General features: G+C 42.9%; 8 protein-coding genes. 7 read left to right on the top strand and 1 reads right to left on the bottom strand.

Annotated elements, in window-relative coordinates:
- The first annotated feature begins 2 nt into the window (after window positions 1-2).
- Together K1I97_RS06900 and K1I97_RS06895 are read left to right on the top strand one after the other, a co-directional pair.
- Entirely contained in the window at window positions 3-725 is a 723-nt protein-coding gene (locus K1I97_RS06900) for an amino acid ABC transporter permease (protein ID WP_223331939.1), read from the top strand.
- A 9-nt stretch (window positions 726-734) separates the two neighbouring features.
- Window positions 735-1,499: an amino acid ABC transporter ATP-binding protein gene (locus K1I97_RS06895; RefSeq protein WP_223331938.1), complete on the top strand. Its 765-nt coding sequence runs from the start codon at window positions 735-737 to the stop codon at window positions 1,497-1,499.
- A gap of 202 nt (window positions 1,500-1,701) precedes the next feature.
- Here K1I97_RS06895 and K1I97_RS06890 read toward each other — a convergent pair whose 3' ends face one another.
- Window positions 1,702-5,418 (bottom strand): pullulanase, encoded by a 3,717-nt coding sequence (locus K1I97_RS06890; RefSeq protein ID WP_223331937.1) that lies wholly within the window; start codon window positions 5,416-5,418, stop codon window positions 1,702-1,704.
- A gap of 442 nt (window positions 5,419-5,860) precedes the next feature.
- On the opposite strand from K1I97_RS06890, the gene rpoB reads away from it, so the two are divergent.
- From rpoB to K1I97_RS06865, 5 genes are all read left to right on the top strand, one after another.
- A complete protein-coding gene (gene rpoB, locus K1I97_RS06885; protein WP_223331936.1) occupies window positions 5,861-9,472 on the top strand; it encodes a DNA-directed RNA polymerase subunit beta in 3,612 nt (1,203 codons plus the stop codon).
- A gap of 32 nt (window positions 9,473-9,504) precedes the next feature.
- Window positions 9,505-13,170: a DNA-directed RNA polymerase subunit beta' gene (gene rpoC, locus K1I97_RS06880; RefSeq protein ID WP_223331935.1), complete on the top strand. Its 3,666-nt coding sequence runs from the start codon at window positions 9,505-9,507 to the stop codon at window positions 13,168-13,170.
- 292 nt (window positions 13,171-13,462) lie between these two features.
- Window positions 13,463-17,854, top strand: coding sequence for a PolC-type DNA polymerase III (locus tag K1I97_RS06875; protein WP_223331934.1), 4,392 nt, complete (start codon window positions 13,463-13,465; stop codon window positions 17,852-17,854).
- A 229-nt stretch (window positions 17,855-18,083) separates the two neighbouring features.
- Window positions 18,084-19,373 carry an ABC-three component system protein gene (locus tag K1I97_RS06870; RefSeq protein WP_223331933.1) on the top strand — a complete coding sequence of 430 codons (1,290 nt, stop codon included), beginning with the start codon at window positions 18,084-18,086 and terminating at the stop codon, window positions 19,371-19,373.
- A gap of 1 nt (window position 19,374) precedes the next feature.
- Window positions 19,375-20,088: an ABC-three component system middle component 1 gene (locus tag K1I97_RS06865; protein WP_223331932.1), complete on the top strand. Its 714-nt coding sequence runs from the start codon at window positions 19,375-19,377 to the stop codon at window positions 20,086-20,088.
- The last annotated feature ends 4 nt before the right edge of the window (window positions 20,089-20,092 follow it).

Below are 20,092 nucleotides of genomic sequence, written 5' to 3'. Positions count from 1 at the left end.
AAATGGATATAGACTATATTGTAAAGACTTTTCTAGAGACCTTGAAGGGTGTGCCAATCACCTTGATTATCATGATTGTGGCTATGGTCTTAAGCTTTTTACCGGCTCTATTTTTAGCCTTGGGGCAGATTTACAAGGTTCAAGGGGTGAGGAGTTTTTCTCTAGTCTATCTGGCCTTTATCCGAGCGACTCCTCCGATTTTATTGATTCTCTTCTTTTATAGTTTGTTTCCAAGTTTGCTGAATCAATTTTTCAAAAGCATAGGAAGCGACTTTGATATTTTCAAGCTTGATCCTCTCTATTATGCCTTTATCATTTATAGTTTGATGACAGTCGGGAGTTTATCGGAGATTTTGCGTTCAGCTATCTTGACGGTGGACAAGGGACAACTAGAGGCAGCGCATGCGATTGGGCTGACTACGACCCAGGCCTATTTAAGGATTGTATTTCCTCAAGCCTTGCGCTCAGCCTTGCCTAACTTGGCCAATCTGGTGATCAATATCGTCAAAGGGACCTCCCTGGTCTTTGTCATGACCATCAAGGACATCACCGCTATTGCTCGTGTGGAAGCGTCCTACGGCTACCAGTATTTTGAGTCTTATTTTGTGATCTTTTTGCAGTATATTTTGATCTGTGGTTTGATTCAGTGGGGCTTCTCCCTACTGGAGAAAGGCTATGTGAAAAAAGAAAAGAGAGCAAAAGCATCTAGCGCGCGTTTTGTATAGGAGGACAGAATGTTACAAGTAGAACATATCGCAAAAACATTTGGTGAGAGGCAAGTACTGGAGGATGTCAATCTCCAGGTCAACCAAGGGGATGTCGTTGTTATTTTAGGGCCATCAGGTTCGGGGAAAACAACCTTTCTCCGTTGTCTCAACCACTTAGAAAAAGCTGACAGTGGCCATTTAACCTTGGCAGGAAAGACCTATGATTTAGCCAAATTAAGCAAGAAAGACATTCTAGAAATTCGCCAAAAAACAGCCTTTGTTTTCCAACACTACAATCTCTTTGCAAATAAAACTGCTTTGGAAAATATTCTGGAAGGCCTAATCGTGGCTCGTAAAGTTCCCAAGGAAGAAGCGCTCAAACGTGCAGAATCTGCCTTAGAAAAAGTTGGTTTACTTGCTTATAAGGACTACTACCCTTCACAACTATCTGGAGGGCAACAACAACGAATAGGAATTGCGCGTGCCATTGCCGTCAAGCCCGAGGTCATTTTGCTAGATGAACCAACATCTGCACTAGACCCTGAGTTGGTTGGAGATGTTTTGGATGTTCTGAAACAGTTGGCGGGAGAAGGTGTGACCATGGTGGTCGTCACGCATGAGATGGGATTTGCTAGGGATGTCGCTAACCACGTTATTTTCATGGACGGAGGCCGTATCGTAGAGGAGAACAATCCCCACGATTTCTTTAGTCGTCCACAAGAAGAACGAACCAAACAGTTTCTGGCTCGTATCTTATCAGATGCCACCTATAGTGTAGAATATATGATTTGATAGATAAGTGTATCATAAAAACAACACCCCATGACTAGAAGATTCTTCTAATCATGGGGTGTTTTCTCTATAGGAGGGCTAGGATATACTCTTCGAAAATCTCATTAAGCCAGGTCAGCTGTGCCTTATCTACAACCTCAAAGCTGTGCTTTGAGCAGCCTGCAGCTAGCTTTCTAGTTTACTCTTTGATTTTCATTGAGTATTAGTTCTTTTTCCTGTTTTTCATCAACCATCCAAGTCCGAGAAGGGCAAGGATGCTGAATCCAGCAAGGGCAAGGAGGGATTTGCTCTCGGTTCCTGTGTTTGGAAGGAGGTTCTGAGAGTGAGCCTCTGAAGTAGTTTCTTGAGTTTCAGGATTGGCGGCTAGGTTTTGAGCTTGACCTTGTTCTGGTTCAACTTCCAAGCTAGAAAGATCAAATTCTGGTTTTTCTTCCACAGCTGGAGCGACAATGGCACCACCTTGAGACAAGCGGAGAACAACGGCAGTGAGAGCGTTCAATTTTAAGCCATTTTCAGTCCATTCGAGACCTTGAGGTTTAGCGATTCCTACTGGTCCGGCTTGATTTTCATCTGCCAGGACTTCAGCCTTTCTCAAGTGAGCAAAGGCAGTTCCTAGAGTAAATTCACGAGCCTTATCATCCGCATTGACAAAGACTGCGTAGACATCGCCGTTTGGAGCTGTGATTTGGTAGCCGATGACTACGTCTTCTTTTTCAACACCATTTTGGCCTGGGACAGTGATGAGTCGGACGCGCTCTTTGATATCTTGTAAACTCTTGAGTCGGAAGGCGTCCGTAGACTGACGAAGAGCGATCAATCCTTTCATGTAGTCACGGCTCTTGACATTTTCTGGATATGCTTTGCTATCTGTAGCCTTGGTCCAATCAAACTTGTTGACAGCATCACTAGAGTCGTAAGAGTCATGGATAAAGTAAGGATAGACAAATGGCTTGCCGTCTTTGTCACGTAACAAGTGAGACTTGTTTGGAACCTTATCTTCAGGAACAGGAGTCTTATAGGCTGGATCAAGGAATTGTTTGGTGCGTCCGTATTCCTGACCAGAGTGGATAAACGGAGTCCCTTGAGCAGTCAAAATCATGAGGTTTCCAAGTCGCAAACGGCGATGGATTTCAGCATAGTTCTCAGCCTTGCTTGGGTCTTTTTTGATAGACTGGGCGATGATATCAAAGAGGGTCAAGTTATCATGGGCTGCGATATACTGGATAACATCTCCAGGGCTGTCTGCTTCAAAGTTGGTTGGTTGGGCAATGAGATTTTTAAAGATAGTGTTGATATCGCGTTTTCCACCTGTGATAAAGGCCGGTTGCCCTTCGTTTGGATAGCCAGACTTGAGGTTGTTGCGGATGTCGTCTGAAAAGACAGCGACAGTATCCGTTTTCTTCATCCAAGACTGGTCAGCAGGTTGTACAGGCGTATTTTCATCACCAGTATAGGTTCTCCAGCCTTCACCTAGCATGATAAGATTTGGATTGAGGGCGCGTGCAGCCTTGTATGCTTCTTCGATTGAAGTCGCATCGTGGTCACCCATCATATCGAAGCGGAAACCATCCACTTTGTAGGTTTCAACCAGATACTTGATAGAGTCTACCAAGACACGTTTAGACATGTAGTGGGTAGTTCCCAAACGACCGCCTCCAAAGCTAGTCCGTGGAGTTCCATCAGCATCCATAAAGTGATAGTAGTTTGGCTCAATATCTTCAAAAATATCAACATTTGCAGTATGGTTGTAGACCACGTCCAGGATAGCCCCCATGCCACGTTTGTGGATTTCGTTGATGAGATTTTTGAATTCGGCAATACGTTTTTCTGGATCCTTAGGATCGCTTGAGTACATACCAGTCAAGGAGAAGTAGTTTTGAGGGTCATATCCCCAGTTGTAGTTGCTGTTGCTTGAAGCGTAGGCAGACAAACGCTCATGGTTTTTCAATTCATTGACAAAGTAGTAAGACAGGACTGGAAGGAGCTGGATATGAGTCACACCCAAGTCTTTGAGATAGTCTAGTTTTTCGATAAAGGCTTCAAAGGTACCAAATGGTTTGGTCAAGTCTTTTGCGATGGCAGGATCCGAAGTGAAGTCACGCACATGAGCTTCATAGATAACGGCATCTTCACGCGATTTGAAGTTACGAATCTTCCCATAGGTCAAGTCTTGCGGACCTAACTTCGCTGGATCGACAAAGGCAGCCTTAGCGACCTTATGAGCGGCATCTGTTTTTGCTAGGTCACTGTTCCAAGCTGCTAGTGATTTGGCATAAGGATCAAGAACGAAAACAGTTTTACCTTGGCGCTCGATTTGGTAGTGGTAGTAGTAGCCAGTGTAGTTGCTGATACCGAGACCTGAGTTTGCATCCAGAGTTTGTTTCCAGGTTCCTTTTTCTCCTTTTTCAAGGGCGACAGTTCCGACTACTTTTTCAGGGTCTTTCTTGTCGTAGACGACAACGGAAACCTTATCAGCACTTGGAGACCAGAGGGTGAGGTCAACACGCTTGCCATCTTCTTTCAGAGTTGCGCCGAGTGGACCATCGTAACTGTAGGACTCATCCTTGAGGCGCCAGCTTGAACGTGTGGTAAAGCGGTCTGAATTGTAGTTGACAGTGTAAGGGTGTTGAGTGTCAGAGAAGTCGCCGATATAGGTCACTTTTTTACCAGCTTCATCTACTTCCACGTCTGTGATAGTTACTTTATTCCCTTGGTAATCAGTGATGCTAGAGTGTTTGAGGATATCGTCTTTCTTAGCTCCAACAAGGGTAGAAAAACTGCTTTCGATACGAGATTTAGCCACGTGTTGGGCTCCAGTCATGCGGATATCGTGCACATAGTAGGGGTTAGTGTAGATGGTTTCGTCATCATCTTTGAGGAAAATCTGACTGTGATTTTTTAGATCAGTGAATTTATAATCTTCTTTTCTGATTTTCACATCATCGCCTTTCTTGCTTTCGTCTAGTAATAAAAATCCAAATTCTCTAGCAGCTTCATTGAGTGGGATATCAATGTAACGGCCATATTTTCCAGTTGCGGTAAAGTCAGTACCGTCAGGCCATTCTCCACTGCTTGGGTTTTTGACATCGCCCCAATACCAAAGAGATTTTTTGTCATAGTTGCCATCGGTGCGGTAGTAGTTGACACGAATAGTTCCTACTGGTTGAGGGCGGTAGTTGTATACCTTGTAGTTTTCATCTAGCCAGGCCTCGTTCATTTTCGGAGAGAGGCGCTCTACCGAACGGTCCCCAGTCAAGTTATCCCCTTTGGTATTGTTGATAAGGAAGCTGACTTTCTTGGCTTGCTCATTTTTGAGTTTGACATCTAGGTAATAGCCGTAGTCATCTTGCTTGGCATCCTTGAAGGACTTGGCTCCATTGGGCCAGTTTTCAGACGGTTTTTCAACATCGTCCCAAGTCCAAAGACCTTGAGAATCTTTGTTTTCTTCTGGGAGTTTTTTTACGTGGATGCGGAAGTGGTTGTCTGCGATGGGTTCTTCAGAAGATGTGTCAGCTTGTGGTTTTTGATCTGAAGTTGGCGCCGAAGTGCTGGCATCTACTTTCTCTTCCTTGCTATTAGCCTGGCTTGTAGTAGCATCTTCTGTTTTAGGTGTTTCTGGTACCGTAGTAGTTTCCACAGCTGGAGCTTCTTTTTTAGAAACAAGGGAAGCGTTTGCATTATTTTGTTCAGAAATAGGCGTTTCCTTTTGAGTTTGACTAGTTTCAGTCTCAGTAGGAGCCTTGGTCACAGCGCTGGTATTTTCCTGGGTTTGAGGAAGGTTTTCGTTAGCCGAAATAGTTGGCATTGCAGCAGAAAGTAGGACAATACTGGCACCAATAAGGACAGAACCAGTTCCGTTCTTCAAGGAACGAATACCGTAAATCATTTTTTTCTCAGTTTGAGATGGGATCTTTTTCATCACAATTCTCCTTGTGTAGTTGTTCTCTATCAGTATAGCACGAGGTAAACATTAGTGCAAGCGTTTTCCTGATTTTTAAGAGACAATATAATGCTTCATTCTCTTGAAATTTTAAAATAATATATAGGAAAAGATTGTTTAAAAAATAGTAAAAAAACCTTGAAAAATTTAGCTAAATAAGATATAATATAAGCAATCATTTGTCGTAGGTTTTGTCTGAAATATTGTCCAGACAAGGCTCACAGCAGTTAAATCTTCTGAAAAAGTCAGATTTAGCTGCTCTTTTTGTGCTTTTTTTCAGGTTTTCGAGTGTTTGTAACAAAGATTTAAAGATTCTGAAAATTCATCAAAGGGACACGGTGATAGGGGTTTTAAAAACCATATGAAGATTAGAAAAGCCTGATTGACAAGGCTTGGAACTTATTTACAAAGGAGAATCATCTTGGCAGGACATGACGTTCAATACGGGAAACATCGTACCCGTCGTAGTTTTTCAAGAATCAAAGAAGTTCTTGACTTACCAAATTTGATTGAAATTCAAACAGATTCATTCAAAGCTTTCCTAGACCATGGTCTTAAGGAAGTGTTTGAAGATGTATTGCCAATTTCAAACTTCATAGACACAATGGAGTTGGAATTTGTTGGCTATGAAATCAAGGAACCAAAATACACGCTCGAAGAAGCACGTATCCACGATGCTAGCTACTCAGCACCAATTTTTGTAACCTTCCGCTTGATCAATAAAGAAACTGGTGAAATCAAGACCCAAGAAGTCTTCTTTGGTGATTTCCCAATCATGACCGAAATGGGTACTTTCATCATCAATGGTGGTGAACGTATTATCGTATCTCAGTTGGTCCGCTCACCAGGTGTTTACTTTAATGACAAAGTAGACAAGAACGGTAAAGTGGGCTACGGTTCTACTGTTATCCCTAACCGTGGAGCTTGGTTGGAACTTGAAAGCGACTCAAAAGACATCGCTTATACTCGTATCGACCGTACTCGTAAGATTCCATTTACGACCTTGGTTCGTGCACTTGGTTTCTCAGGTGATGATGAAATCTTTGATATCTTTGGTGATAGCGAATTGGTTCGCAATACTGTTGAAAAAGATATCCACAAGAATCCAATGGACTCTCGTACAGACGAAGCCTTGAAAGAAATTTATGAACGCCTTCGTCCAGGTGAACCTAAGACGGCTGAAAGCTCACGTAGCTTGCTTGTGGCCCGTTTCTTTGACCCACGCCGCTACGATTTGGCAGCAGTCGGTCGTTACAAGATCAATAAAAAACTCAATGTTAAAACACGCTTGCTCAACCAAACCATCGCGGAGCCATTGGTAGATCCTGAAACTGGTGAAATCTTGGTAGAAGCTGGTACCATTATGACTCGTAGCGTGATTGAAAGTATCGAGAATCACTTGGATGGCGACTTGAACAAGATCGTTTATATTCCAAATGATGCAGCGGTTCTGACAGAACCAGTTGTGCTTCAAAAATTCAAGGTTGTTGCCCCAACGGACCCAGACCGCGTCGTAACCATCATTGGAAATGCCAACCCTGATGACAAGGTTCGTGTTGTAACTCCTGCGGATATCCTTGCAGAGATGAGCTACTTCCTCAACTTGGCAGAAGGTATCGGACGTGTGGATGATATCGACCACCTTGGAAACCGTCGTATCCGTGCAGTTGGTGAATTGCTTGCTAACCAAGTACGTCTTGGACTTTCTCGTATGGAACGTAACGTCCGTGAACGTATGTCTGTTCAGGACAATGAAGTTTTAACACCACAACAAATCATCAATATCCGTCCTGTAACAGCTGCGGTTAAAGAGTTCTTTGGTTCATCACAGTTGTCACAGTTCATGGACCAACACAATCCACTTTCTGAGTTGTCTCACAAACGTCGTTTGTCAGCCTTAGGACCTGGTGGTTTGACACGTGACCGTGCTGGATATGAAGTACGTGACGTGCATTACACTCACTATGGTCGTATGTGTCCAATTGAAACACCTGAAGGACCTAACATCGGTTTGATCAATAACTTGTCATCATACGGACACTTGAACAAGTATGGATTTGTTCAAACACCATACCGTAAGGTTGACCGTGAAACTGGTGTAGTCACAAACGAAATCGTTTGGTTGACAGCCGATGAAGAAGATGAATTTACTGTAGCACAGGCTAATTCAAAATTGAACGAAGATGGTACTTTTGCTGAGAAAGTTGTCATGGGACGTCACCAAGGGGTCAACCAAGAGTATCCAGCAGAAGTGGTTGACTACATGGACGTTTCACCAAAACAGGTAGTTGCCGTTGCGACTGCATGTATTCCTTTCTTGGAAAACGATGACTCCAACCGTGCCCTCATGGGTGCCAACATGCAACGTCAGGCTGTGCCTTTGATTGATCCAAAAGCACCTTACGTTGGTACTGGTATGGAATACCAAGCAGCTCACGACTCTGGAGCTGCGGTTATTGCTCAGCATGACGGTAAAGTTACCTACGCAGATGCGGACAAGGTAGAAGTTCGCCGTGAAGATGGTTCGCTAGATGTTTACCACATCCAAAAATTCCGTCGTTCAAACTCAGGTACTGCCTACAACCAACGCACTCTCGTTAAAGTTGGCGATGTCGTTGAAAAAGGTGACTTTATTGCTGACGGACCTTCTATGGAAAAAGGGGAAATGGCGCTTGGACAAAACCCAATCGTTGCCTACATGACTTGGGAAGGTTACAACTTCGAGGATGCCGTTATCATGAGCGAACGCTTGGTGAAAGACGATGTCTACACATCTGTCCACCTCGAAGAATACGAATCAGAAACACGCGATACAAAGCTTGGGCCTGAAGAAATTACTCGTGAAATTCCAAACGTTGGTGAAGATGCCCTTAAAGACCTTGACGAGATGGGTATTATCCGTATCGGTGCTGAGGTTAAAGAAGGCGATATCCTTGTAGGTAAAGTCACACCTAAGGGTGAGAAAGACCTTTCAGCTGAAGAACGTCTCTTGCACGCTATCTTCGGAGACAAGTCTCGTGAAGTGCGTGACACTTCTCTTCGTGTACCTCACGGTGCCGATGGTGTCGTTCGTGATGTTAAGATCTTTACACGTGCAAATGGAGATGAGTTGCAATCAGGTGTTAACATGCTGGTTCGTGTCTACATCGCTCAAAAACGTAAGATCAAGGTCGGAGATAAGATGGCCGGACGTCACGGAAACAAAGGGGTTGTCTCTCGTATCGTCCCTGTAGAAGACATGCCTTACCTTCCAGACGGAACTCCAGTCGATATCATGTTGAACCCACTTGGGGTGCCATCACGTATGAATATCGGTCAGGTTATGGAACTCCACCTTGGTATGGCAGCCCGTACTCTTGGTATCCACATCGCAACACCAGTCTTTGACGGAGCAAGTTCTGAAGACCTTTGGGATACTGTTAAAGAAGCAGGTATGGATAGCGATGCCAAAACAATCCTTTACGACGGACGTACAGGTGAGCCGTTTGATAACCGTGTATCAGTTGGTGTCATGTACATGATCAAACTCCACCACATGGTTGATGATAAATTGCACGCGCGTTCAGTCGGACCATACTCAACTGTTACCCAACAACCACTCGGAGGTAAAGCTCAGTTTGGTGGACAACGTTTCGGTGAGATGGAAGTTTGGGCTCTTGAAGCCTACGGTGCGTCAAATGTTCTCCAAGAAATCTTGACTTACAAGTCTGACGATATCAACGGACGTTTGAAAGCTTATGAAGCTATTACAAAAGGAAAACCAATTCCAAAACCAGGTGTTCCAGAATCCTTCCGAGTTCTTGTCAAAGAATTGCAATCTCTTGGTCTTGACATGCGTGTCCTTGACGAAGATGACCAAGAAGTGGAACTTCGCGACTTGGATGAAGGAATGGACGAAGATGTCATCCACGTAGATGACCTTGAAAAAGCCCGCGAAAAAGCAGCCCAAGAGGCTAAAGCAGCCTTTGAAGCAGAAGAAGCTGAGAAAGCAACAAAAGCGGAAGCAACAGAAGAAGCTGCTGAACAAGAATAAGCAGTTCACTTAGAATAGAAAGGGAAGAAATAGTGGTTGATGTAAATCGTTTTAAAAGTATGCAAATCACCCTAGCTTCTCCAAGCAAAGTCCGTTCATGGTCTTATGGAGAAGTCAAAAAACCTGAAACAATCAATTACCGTACCTTGAAACCAGAACGTGAAGGACTCTTTGACGAAGTCATCTTTGGTCCTACAAAGGACTGGGAATGTGCTTGTGGTAAGTACAAACGCATTCGTTACAGAGGGATTGTTTGTGACCGCTGTGGGGTTGAAGTAACGCGTACGAAAGTTCGTCGTGAGCGTATGGGGCACATCGAGTTGAAGGCTCCTGTATCTCACATCTGGTACTTCAAGGGGATTCCAAGCCGTATGGGCTTGACCCTTGATATGAGTCCTCGTGCCCTCGAGGAAGTTATCTACTTTGCGGCTTATGTGGTGATTGATCCTAAGGATACACCACTTGAGCACAAGTCTATCATGACAGAGCGTGAATACCGTGAGCGCTTGCGTGAATATGGTTATGGATCATTCGTTGCCAAGATGGGTGCCGAAGCCATCCAAGACCTTTTGAAACAAGTAGATCTTGAAAAAGAAATTGCTGAACTCAAAGAAGAGTTGAAAACAGCTACTGGACAAAAACGTGTTAAAGCTATCCGTCGTTTGGATGTTTTGGATGCCTTTTACAAGTCTGGAAACAAACCTGAATGGATGATTCTCAACATCCTTCCAGTTATTCCACCAGATCTTCGTCCAATGTTGCAGTTGGATGGTGGCCGCTTTGCCTCATCTGACTTGAATGACCTTTATCGCCGTGTTATCAACCGTAACAACCGTTTGGCTCGCTTGCTTGAGTTGAACGCACCAGGTATCATCGTTCAAAATGAGAAGCGTATGCTTCAAGAAGCGGTTGACGCTTTGATTGACAATGGTCGTCGTGGTCGCCCAATCACAGGACCAGGTAGCCGTCCACTTAAATCATTGAGCCATATGCTCAAAGGTAAACAAGGACGCTTCCGTCAAAACTTGCTCGGTAAACGTGTTGACTTCTCAGGACGTTCCGTTATCGCCGTTGGTCCAACTCTTAAGATGTACCAATGTGGTGTGCCACGTGAAATGGCGATCGAGCTCTTTAAACCATTCGTCATGCGTGAAATCGTTGCCCGTGACATCGTGCAAAACGTTAAGGCAGCAAAACGCTTGGTAGAACGCGGAGACGAACGTATCTGGGATATTCTTGAAGAAGTAATCAAAGAACACCCAGTACTTTTGAACCGCGCACCGACCCTTCACCGTTTGGGTATCCAAGCCTTCGAGCCAGTCTTGATTGATGGTAAGGCCCTTCGCTTGCACCCACTTGTCTGTGAAGCCTACAATGCTGACTTTGACGGGGACCAAATGGCCATCCATGTACCGCTTTCAGAAGAAGCTCAAGCAGAAGCTCGTATCTTGATGCTCGCTGCTGAGCACATCTTGAACCCGAAAGATGGTAAACCAGTTGTTACTCCATCTCAGGACATGGTTTTGGGTAACTACTACTTGACCATGGAAGAAGCTGGTCGTGAAGGTGAAGGAATGGTCTTCAAAGACCGTGACGAAGCTGTTATGGCTTATCGCAATGGTTATGTTCACCTCCACTCACGTGTTGGTATCGCGACAGATAGCCTCAACAAACCTTGGACTGAAGAACAAAAACACAAGGTCTTGCTGACAACAGTTGGTAAAATCCTCTTCAACGATATCATGCCAGAGGGTCTGCCTTACTTGCAAGAACCAACAAATGCCAACTTAACAGAAGGTGTTCCAGCTAAATACTTCTTGCCACTAGGTGGAGATATCAAGGAAGCGATTCGCAATCTTGAACTCAACCCTCCATTCAAGAAGAAAAATCTTGGAAATATCATCGCTGAAATCTTCAAACGTTTCCGTACGACAGAAACTTCTGCCCTACTTGACCGTATGAAGGATCTTGGCTACCACCACTCAACTCTTGCGGGTTTGACGGTGGGTATCGCCGATATCCCAGTCGTTGAAGACAAGTCTGAAATTATCGAAGAATCACACAAACGTGTGGAACAAATCACCAAACAATTCCGTCGTGGTATGATTACAGACGACGAGCGCTACAACGCTGTTACAGCTGAATGGCGTGCAGCCCGTGAAAAATTGGAGAAACGTTTGGTTGCCAACCAAGATCCTAAGAACCCAATCGTTATGATGATGGACTCTGGAGCCCGTGGTAACATCTCAAACTTCTCACAGCTTGCCGGTATGCGTGGTCTGATGGCCGCTCCGAACGGACGTATCATGGAATTGCCAATCCTTTCAAACTTCCGCGAAGGTTTGTCAGTACTCGAAATGTTCTTCTCAACTCACGGTGCTCGTAAAGGTATGACCGATACGGCCCTTAAGACAGCCGACTCAGGTTACTTGACTCGTCGTTTGGTTGATGTTGCCCAAGACGTTATCATCCGTGAGGACGACTGTGGAACAGACCGTGGTCTCTTGATCCGTTCTATCGCAGAAGGAAAAGAGATGATCGAGTCTCTCGAAGAACGTCTCAATGGTCGTTACACTAAGAAAACTGTTAAACATCCAGAAACTGGTGCAGTGATCATCGGTCCAAATGAATTGATTACAGAAGACAAGGCGCGTGAAATTGTTAATGCTGGTGTGGAAGAAGTTACTATCCGTTCCGTATTTACATGTAACACTCGTCATGGTGTCTGCCGTCACTGTTACGGTATCAACTTGGCGACTGGTGATGCGGTTGAAGTTGGTGAAGCAGTCGGAACAATCGCTGCCCAATCTATCGGGGAACCTGGTACACAGCTTACAATGCGTACCTTCCACACGGGTGGGGTTGCCTCAAATACCGATATCACTCAGGGTCTTCCTCGTGTCCAAGAAATCTTTGAAGCCCGCAATCCTAAAGGGGAAGCGGTCATCACTGAAGTCAAGGGTGAGGTCACAGCTATCGAAGAAGATGCTTCAACTCGTACTAAGAAAGTCTTCGTTAAGGGTGAAACTGGCGAAGGTGAGTACGTGGTACCATTTACAGCACGTATGCGTGTCGAAGTTGGAGACCAAGTCTCTCGCGGTGCAGCTCTTACAGAAGGTTCTATCCAACCAAAACGTCTCCTTGCTGTTCGTGATGTCTTGTCAGTTGAAACCTACCTTCTCGGTGAAGTGCAAAAAGTTTACCGTAGCCAAGGGGTAGAAATCGGTGACAAACACATCGAGGTAATGGTTCGTCAAATGATCCGTAAAGTTCGTGTCATGGATCCAGGTGATACAGACCTTCTCATGGGTACTCTCATGGATATCAACGACTTTACAGATGCTAACAAGGATGTTCTTATCGCAGGTGGAGTGCCAGCGACAGGTCGACCAGTCCTTATGGGAATCACCAAAGCCTCACTTGAAACCAACAGTTTCTTGTCAGCGGCTTCCTTCCAGGAAACAACTCGTGTCCTTACAGATGCGGCTATCCGTGGTAAGAAAGACCATCTCCTTGGACTCAAGGAAAATGTTATCATCGGTAAGATCATCCCAGCGGGTACTGGTATGGCTCGCTACCGTAACCTTGAACCACAAGCCATTAATGAAGCAGAATATCTGGCTCCAGAACAAGAAGAGGCAGAACTTGCACCTGTAGAGGAAGTTGTGGAAATCCAAGTTGAAGAAACAGTAGAATAAAAACTTTTTGTCAACTGTAGTAGATTGAAAAAGTCACATTTTGGAGAGGACCAGTTAGGTCTTCTCCTTTTTGTTGTCAAAAGGATGGAGAGCAGTCTCTCTTTTTCTGTAACAATCCAAAATTCTGAATTGGAGCTCTTTTACTTTATAACTATTCTCAGTTTAGAATAGTTATAAACATTATGGAATTGACGGACTCGCTAGCCAATCTTCTTGTTGGGGAGCCATAATACTATCGATAAAATTGTCTTAATTATGGTAAAATAGTAAGAGAATAATGTGAGGAAATTGAATGTCAAGTAAGTTTGAAATTTTAATGAATCAACTAGGAATCTCTGATCGGCTGAGACAGGATCCTACTCTTGTTGATGCAAGTATTGAGCGTGTTGTGGTTCATAAAATTAGTAAGGTCTGGGAATTTCATTTTGTATTTTCTAATATTTTACCGATTGAAATCTTTTTAGAGTTAAAGAAAGGGCTTAGTGAGGAATTCTCTAAGACAGGGAATCGAGCTGTTTTCGAAATCAAGGTTCTCTCTCAGGAATTTTCAAATGAACTTTTGCAGGCCTACTATAAGGAGGCTTTTTCTGAAGGTCCGTGTGCAAGTCAAGGGTTTAAATCTCTTTATCAGAATTTGCAAGTTCGTGCGGAGGGAAATCAACTCTTTATTGAAGGTTCAGAGGCGATTGATAAGGAACACTTTAAGAAGAATCATCTTCCTAATCTAGCAAAGCAACTTGAGAAATTTGGCTTTCCTGTTTTTGTTTGTCAGATAGAAAAGAATGATGCTCTTACACAAGAGCAGGAGGAAGCCTTCCATATGGAGAATAAGCAGATCGTTCAAGCTGCCAACGAAGAAGCTTTGCGTGCTATGGAACAACTAGAACAAATGGCTCCTCCTCCAGTAGAAGAGAAACCGACCTTTGACTTTCAGGCTAAAAAAGCTGCAGCTAAGCCAAAACTAGATAAGGCAGAAGTTACCCAGATGATTGATGTGACGACTGAGGAAAATCGTTTGGTCTTTGAAGGGGTAGTCTTTGACGTCGAGCATAAAGTGACCAGAACAGGTCGTGTCTTGATTAACTTTAAGATGACGGACTATAGTTCAAGCTTCTCTATGCAAAAATGGGTTAAGAATGAAGAAGAAGCTCAGAAGTTTGACATCATTAAGAAAAATTCTTGGCTTCGTGTTCGTGGAAATGTGGAGATGAATAACTTTACACGCGATTTGACCATGAACGTGCAGGATGTGCAGGAAGTTGTTCACTATGAGCGGAAGGATTTGATGCCAGAAGGTGAGCGTCGGGTTGAGTTTCATGCTCATACTAATATGTCGACTATGGATGCTCTGCCAGAAGTAGAGGAGATCGTTGCGACAGCTGCTAAGTGGGGACACAAGGCGGTTGCCATCACGGACCATGGGAATGTCCAGTCCTTCCCGCATGGCTACAAGGCAGCTAAGAAAGCTGGAATCCAGCTGATCTATGGAATGGAAGCCAATATTGTGGAAGACCGTGTCCCTATCGTCTATAACGAAGTGGAGATGGACTTGTCAGAAGCGACCTATGTGGTCTTTGACGTGGAAACGACAGGTCTTTCAGCTATCTATAATGACTTGATTCAGGTTGCGGCCTCTAAGATGTACAAGGGGAATGTTATTGCTGAATTTGATGAATTTATCAATCCAGGACATCCTTTGTCAGCCTTTACTACCGAGCTGACTGGTATTACAGATGATCATGTTAAAAATGCCAAACCACTGGAACAAGTTTTACAAGAATTCCAAGAATTTTGCAAGGATGCAGTTTTAGTTGCCCACAATGCAACCTTTGACGTTGGCTTTATGAATGCCAACTATGAGCGTCATGGTCTACCTAAGATTAGCCAGCCAGTCATCGATACGCTCGAGTTTGCTAGAAATCTCTATCCTGAGTATAAACGCCATGGTTTGGGACCTTTGACTAAGCGTTTTGGTGTAGCACTTGAACACCACCACATGGCTAATTACGATGCGGAAGCTACTGGTCGTCTGCTCTTCATCTTTATCAAAGAGGTAGCAGAAAAACATGGTGTGACCGATCTAGCTAGACTCAATATTGATCTAATCAGTCCAGATTCTTATAAAAAAGCTCGGATTAAACATGCGACCATTTATGTCAAGAATCAAGTTGGTTTAAAAAATATTTTTAAGTTGGTTTCTTTGTCTAACACCAAGTATTTTGAAGGGGTGCCACGGATTCCGAGAACGGTTCTAGACGCCCATCGGGAGGGCTTGATTTTGGGGTCGGCTTGCTCGGAAGGCGAAGTTTTTGACGCAGTCGTTTCCCAAGGTGTGGATGCGGCGGTTGAGGTGGCCAAGTATTATGACTTTATCGAGGTCATGCCACCAGCTATCTACGCTCCCTTGATTGCTAAGGAGCAGGTCAAGAATATGGAGGAGCTCCAGACTATTATCAAGAGTTTGATAGAGGTGGGAGACCGTCTTGGCAAACCTGTTCTGGCTACGGGTAATGTTCATTATATCGAACCAGAAGAAGAGATTTACCGTGAAATTATCGTCCGTAGTTTGGGACAAGGGGCTATGATTAACCGAACCATCGGTCATGGCGAACATGCCCAACCGGCTCCGCTACCTAAGGCTCATTTTCGAACAACTAATGAGATGTTGGATGAATTTGCTTTCTTAGGAGAGGAACTGGCTCGTAAACTGGTTATTGAGAACACCAATGCCTTGGCAGATATTTTTGAGCCTGTTGAGGTCGTTAAGGGTGACTTGTACACACCTTTTATCGATAAGGCTGAAGAAACGGTCGCTGAGCTGACCTATAAGAAGGCTTTTGAGATTTATGGAAATCCGCTGCCAGATATTGTTGATTTGCGAATTGAAAAAGAATTAACTTCTATTCTGGGGAATGGATTCGCTGTGATTTACCTGGCTTCCCAGATGCTGGTGCAACGTTCCAATGAACGGGGCTACTTGGTTGGTTCTCGTGGGTCTGTCGGTTCCAGTTTCGTTGCGACTATGATTGGGATTACAGAGGTTAATCCTCTCTCTCCTCACTATGTCTGTGGTCAGTGTCAGTACAGCGAGTTTATCACCGATGGTTCTTATGGTTCAGGATTTGATATGCCCAATAAGGATTGTCCAAAGTGTGGTCATAAACTCAGTAAAAATGGGCAGGATATTCCGTTTGAAACCTTTCTCGGTTTTGATGGGGACAAGGTTCCCGATATTGACTTGAACTTTTCGGGAGAAGACCAGCCTAGCGCTCACTTGGATGTTCGTGATATCTTTGGTGAGGAATATGCCTTCCGTGCAGGAACGGTTGGTACGGTAGCTGCTAAGACCGCTTATGGATTTGTAAAGGGATATGAGCGTGACTATGGCAAGTTTTATCGTGATGCAGAGGTGGAACGCCTTGCTCAAGGTGCTGCTGGTGTCAAGCGAACAACGGGACAACACCCAGGGGGAATCGTTGTTATTCCTAACTACATGGATGTCTATGATTTTACGCCTGTTCAGTATCCAGCAGATGACGTGACGGCTGAATGGCAGACGACTCACTTTAACTTCCACGATATCGATGAGAACGTCCTCAAACTCGATGTGCTGGGTCATGATGATCCGACCATGATTCGGAAATTGCAGGACTTGTCTGGTATTGACCCTAATGAAATTCCTATGGATGATGAAGGCGTGATGGCTCTCTTTTCTGGAACGGAAGTTTTAGGGGTGACGCCTGAGCAAATAGGAACGCCGACGGGTATGCTGGGGATTCCAGAATTTGGAACCAACTTTGTACGTGGGATGGTAGATGAGACGCATCCGACGACTTTTGCGGAATTGCTTCAGCTCTCAGGACTGTCCCACGGTACTGATGTCTGGTTGGGAAATGCCCAGGATTTGATCAAGCAAGGGATTGCGGACCTATCAACCGTTATCGGTTGTCGGGACGACATCATGGTTTACCTCATGCATGCGGGTCTCGAACCTAAGATGGCCTTTACCATCATGGAACGGGTGCGTAAAGGTTTGTGGCTGAAGATTTCCGAAGAGGAGCGAAATGGCTACATCGAGGCTATGAAGGCTAATAAGGTACCAGAGTGGTATATCGAATCCTGTGGAAAAATCAAGTATATGTTCCCTAAGGCCCATGCGGCAGCCTACGTTATGATGGCCTTGCGTGTAGCCTACTTCAAGGTTCACCATCCGATTTATTATTACTGTGCTTACTTCTCTATCCGTGCCAAGGCCTTTGATATCAAAATCATGGGTGCCGGCTTGGATGCCATCAAGCGTAGAATGGAAGAAATCGCTGAAAAACGGAAGAATAATGAAGCCTCTAATGTGGAAATTGACCTCTATACCACTCTTGAGATTGTTAATGAGATGTGGGAGCGTGGCTTTAAGTTTGGCAAGTTAGATCTCTATCGTAGTGATGCGACTGAATTCATCATTGACGGAGACACTCTTATCCCACCATTTGTAGCAATGGATGGTCTGGGAGAGAACGTTGCCAAGCAGTTGGTGCGTGCTCGACAAGAGGGAGAATTCCTCTCCAAAACAGAACTACGCAAACGCGGTGGACTCTCATCAACCTTGGTTGAGAAGATGGATGAAATGGGGATTCTCGGCAATATGCCAGAGGATAACCAGTTGAGTCTGTTTGATGAGTTGTTTTAAATAAAACTAGAAAAATAGCAATGCTTTTAAAAAGTTAAAGCTGGTAAGATTAACTATCTTGATTGAAGGGGCTTGAAAATGATAGGAATTGAGGACTTTGGAGTGTGTGATAGAATCAGAATTTGTTAACTAGCTTGATGACTTTAGGAATATTGATATATTTGTAGTGGTTGTTTTCTAGAGGCTATTATTTTAAAAGTGGAGTAAGATACAAGAGAAATTAATAGAGTTGAAGGATAAAGTAATGAATTATGATAGGCGAAATGCCACTTCAAGTTGGAGTGGGTATAACCATCAAGGAAAAGTTGGGATATTTTTGGCACTAACTGAACTTAGAAAACTTGTAGAAAAAGAGGAAGACTATAGCTCATATGAATTAATCCTTGAAAAAAATGGCGGTGAAGATGTTGAGATTTTTCAAGCTCAAACAGTAGTATCAAGACATCAAGTAAAAGCCAAAAAAGCTGGAAAGTATCCGAATGATTATGCTAATGTTAGAACAATAAATTCTAGACTTCATCCTACAGGATATCAAACCTCGGGTACGAACAGAAATAATAGATTTTTACATGTAATTTGTGAAGTTCGAGGCTGGGATATGGATAAGCAAACATTTCAGCAAACATATAAAAGAGCAGCTTATGTCCCTAATCAGAGTCAAGTTCAACTATATACCTATCCTGATGGTAAAAAATATTGTGATTTAGTAGTAGAGAATCAATCGCCTATTGATAATTTTTGCAAAAATGAAATTAAGGAGATTTTGAAATTTTCTAAAAGTTCTTTAGTAGATGATATTGAACATATAGAGGAGACACTGTCTGAGATTAAAGATTTAATTTCTAGACAGATTGTGCAAGCACATAGTAATGGGAATGGTGCCTATTCGGTAATATCTTTTCAAGAGATTTTCAACATTATTACTTCGCAAGCGAAGCGCCAGAGACAATCTATTAGGAGAGCAAAGTTAAGTCTTGAAATGTATTGGAATAACATTGTTGAAGATGATGTTGATACGACTGTTATAAATCAGATATTAAATTTACCTGATGACAAATTTGAACAATTGCTGATTGACTTGCATCCAGATGGCGATATTTCTGGTTCAAAAAGGCTGAACGATATTGGTAGATTAATTGATGAAATTAGCATTGAATATATTTTATATAATTTCCTTAAAACTTGTAAACAAGAAAGGCTTTCGTTAGACAGTTTACGGTATAATTTAAATCATGAGTCGCTCAGACTTAGCATGATTCATGCTCCTAAGGGCGCAGAGAGTAGAGTTCGAGATAAAATTATGACTAATGAAAGCTTTATAAGAGCTAGCTTTGATACTGACTATTTGATTAATCTGTGTATCAATGGACAAAAGTTTTTTGAAGAGAAGCCAATTCATGAAGATGGAAAAGAAAAGTTGCTTGCAGAAGCCCTTGGAGAGGAAAAAAATAGAATATTTTCAAATAATTTAGAATATATTGATTATGTGAATACTGTTGAAAAATTGAAAGAGGATTGAAATGAATAGTTTTTTGCAACAAATCTTAGGACAACATAATTTTCATAAATGTGATGAACATTTAGAATTGTGGGGAGGGGACGGAAATGAATTTTTCCTTATTCAAGAATATAATAGGGAGGATTTTAAATCTAGCAGCGAAGGAGGGGCAGTTTTTTTTACTTGTGAGCAAACAAATAAGTTGATATCTTGCTTTGAAGAACTTAATGATGAAAAAATTAAGAAAAATACCTCTTTATTTGTAACTATTAAAGTTGATGAACTGAAGCAATCATATGAAAGTCTTAGAAATATGATTATGAAAGTTGAGGAAGATGAATATTATTTTAGAAAATATGTCATCTTATATACCGAGGAAGGATTGAGTAGACTGAACTCGAATATTGAAGATTTACTAAATTATATTCAGTCTACATCTCCTGAGGGTGAGTCTTTATTTGATAAATTTGAGAGTGATATGTTTTTTGATACTTCTTACTTCATTGCTATACAACTAATTATTAAATTACCATTTGCTTCTCATCCTCATTCTGATAATCATTTTGAAATAGTTGAAAATAAAATCCAATCACGAATTGAAATGGAAGGTTTAAATGATCATAAAAAGCAGGTAGATGATATTTTAGAAATTTTTAATGGAGTTGATATTAGGAAACAACTTGAAAATGAAGCTAGTTTTTTGCTGGATAGTTTAAATCAAATTTTAGGAGACTGAACTT

It is taken from the genome of Streptococcus oralis (genome assembly GCF_019929345.1).
Lineage (GTDB): Bacteria > Bacillota > Bacilli > Lactobacillales > Streptococcaceae > Streptococcus.
This window is presented reverse-complemented; position numbering and strand designations above follow the sequence as displayed.

What these genes read in the sequence shown, in the direction of transcription:
- K1I97_RS06900 (WP_223331939.1), top strand. Translation starts at nt 3, where the DNA reads ATGGATATAGACTATATTGTAAAGACTTTTCTAGAGACCTTGAAGGGT.
- K1I97_RS06875 (WP_223331934.1), top strand. Translation starts at nt 13,463, where the DNA reads ATGTCAAGTAAGTTTGAAATTTTAATGAATCAACTAGGAATCTCTGAT.
- K1I97_RS06865 (WP_223331932.1), top strand. Translation starts at nt 19,375, where the DNA reads ATGAATAGTTTTTTGCAACAAATCTTAGGACAACATAATTTTCATAAA.
- K1I97_RS06890 (WP_223331937.1), bottom strand. Translation starts at nt 5,418, where the DNA reads ATGAAAAAGATCCCATCTCAAACTGAGAAAAAAATGATTTACGGTATT.
- K1I97_RS06895 (WP_223331938.1), top strand. Translation starts at nt 735, where the DNA reads ATGTTACAAGTAGAACATATCGCAAAAACATTTGGTGAGAGGCAAGTA.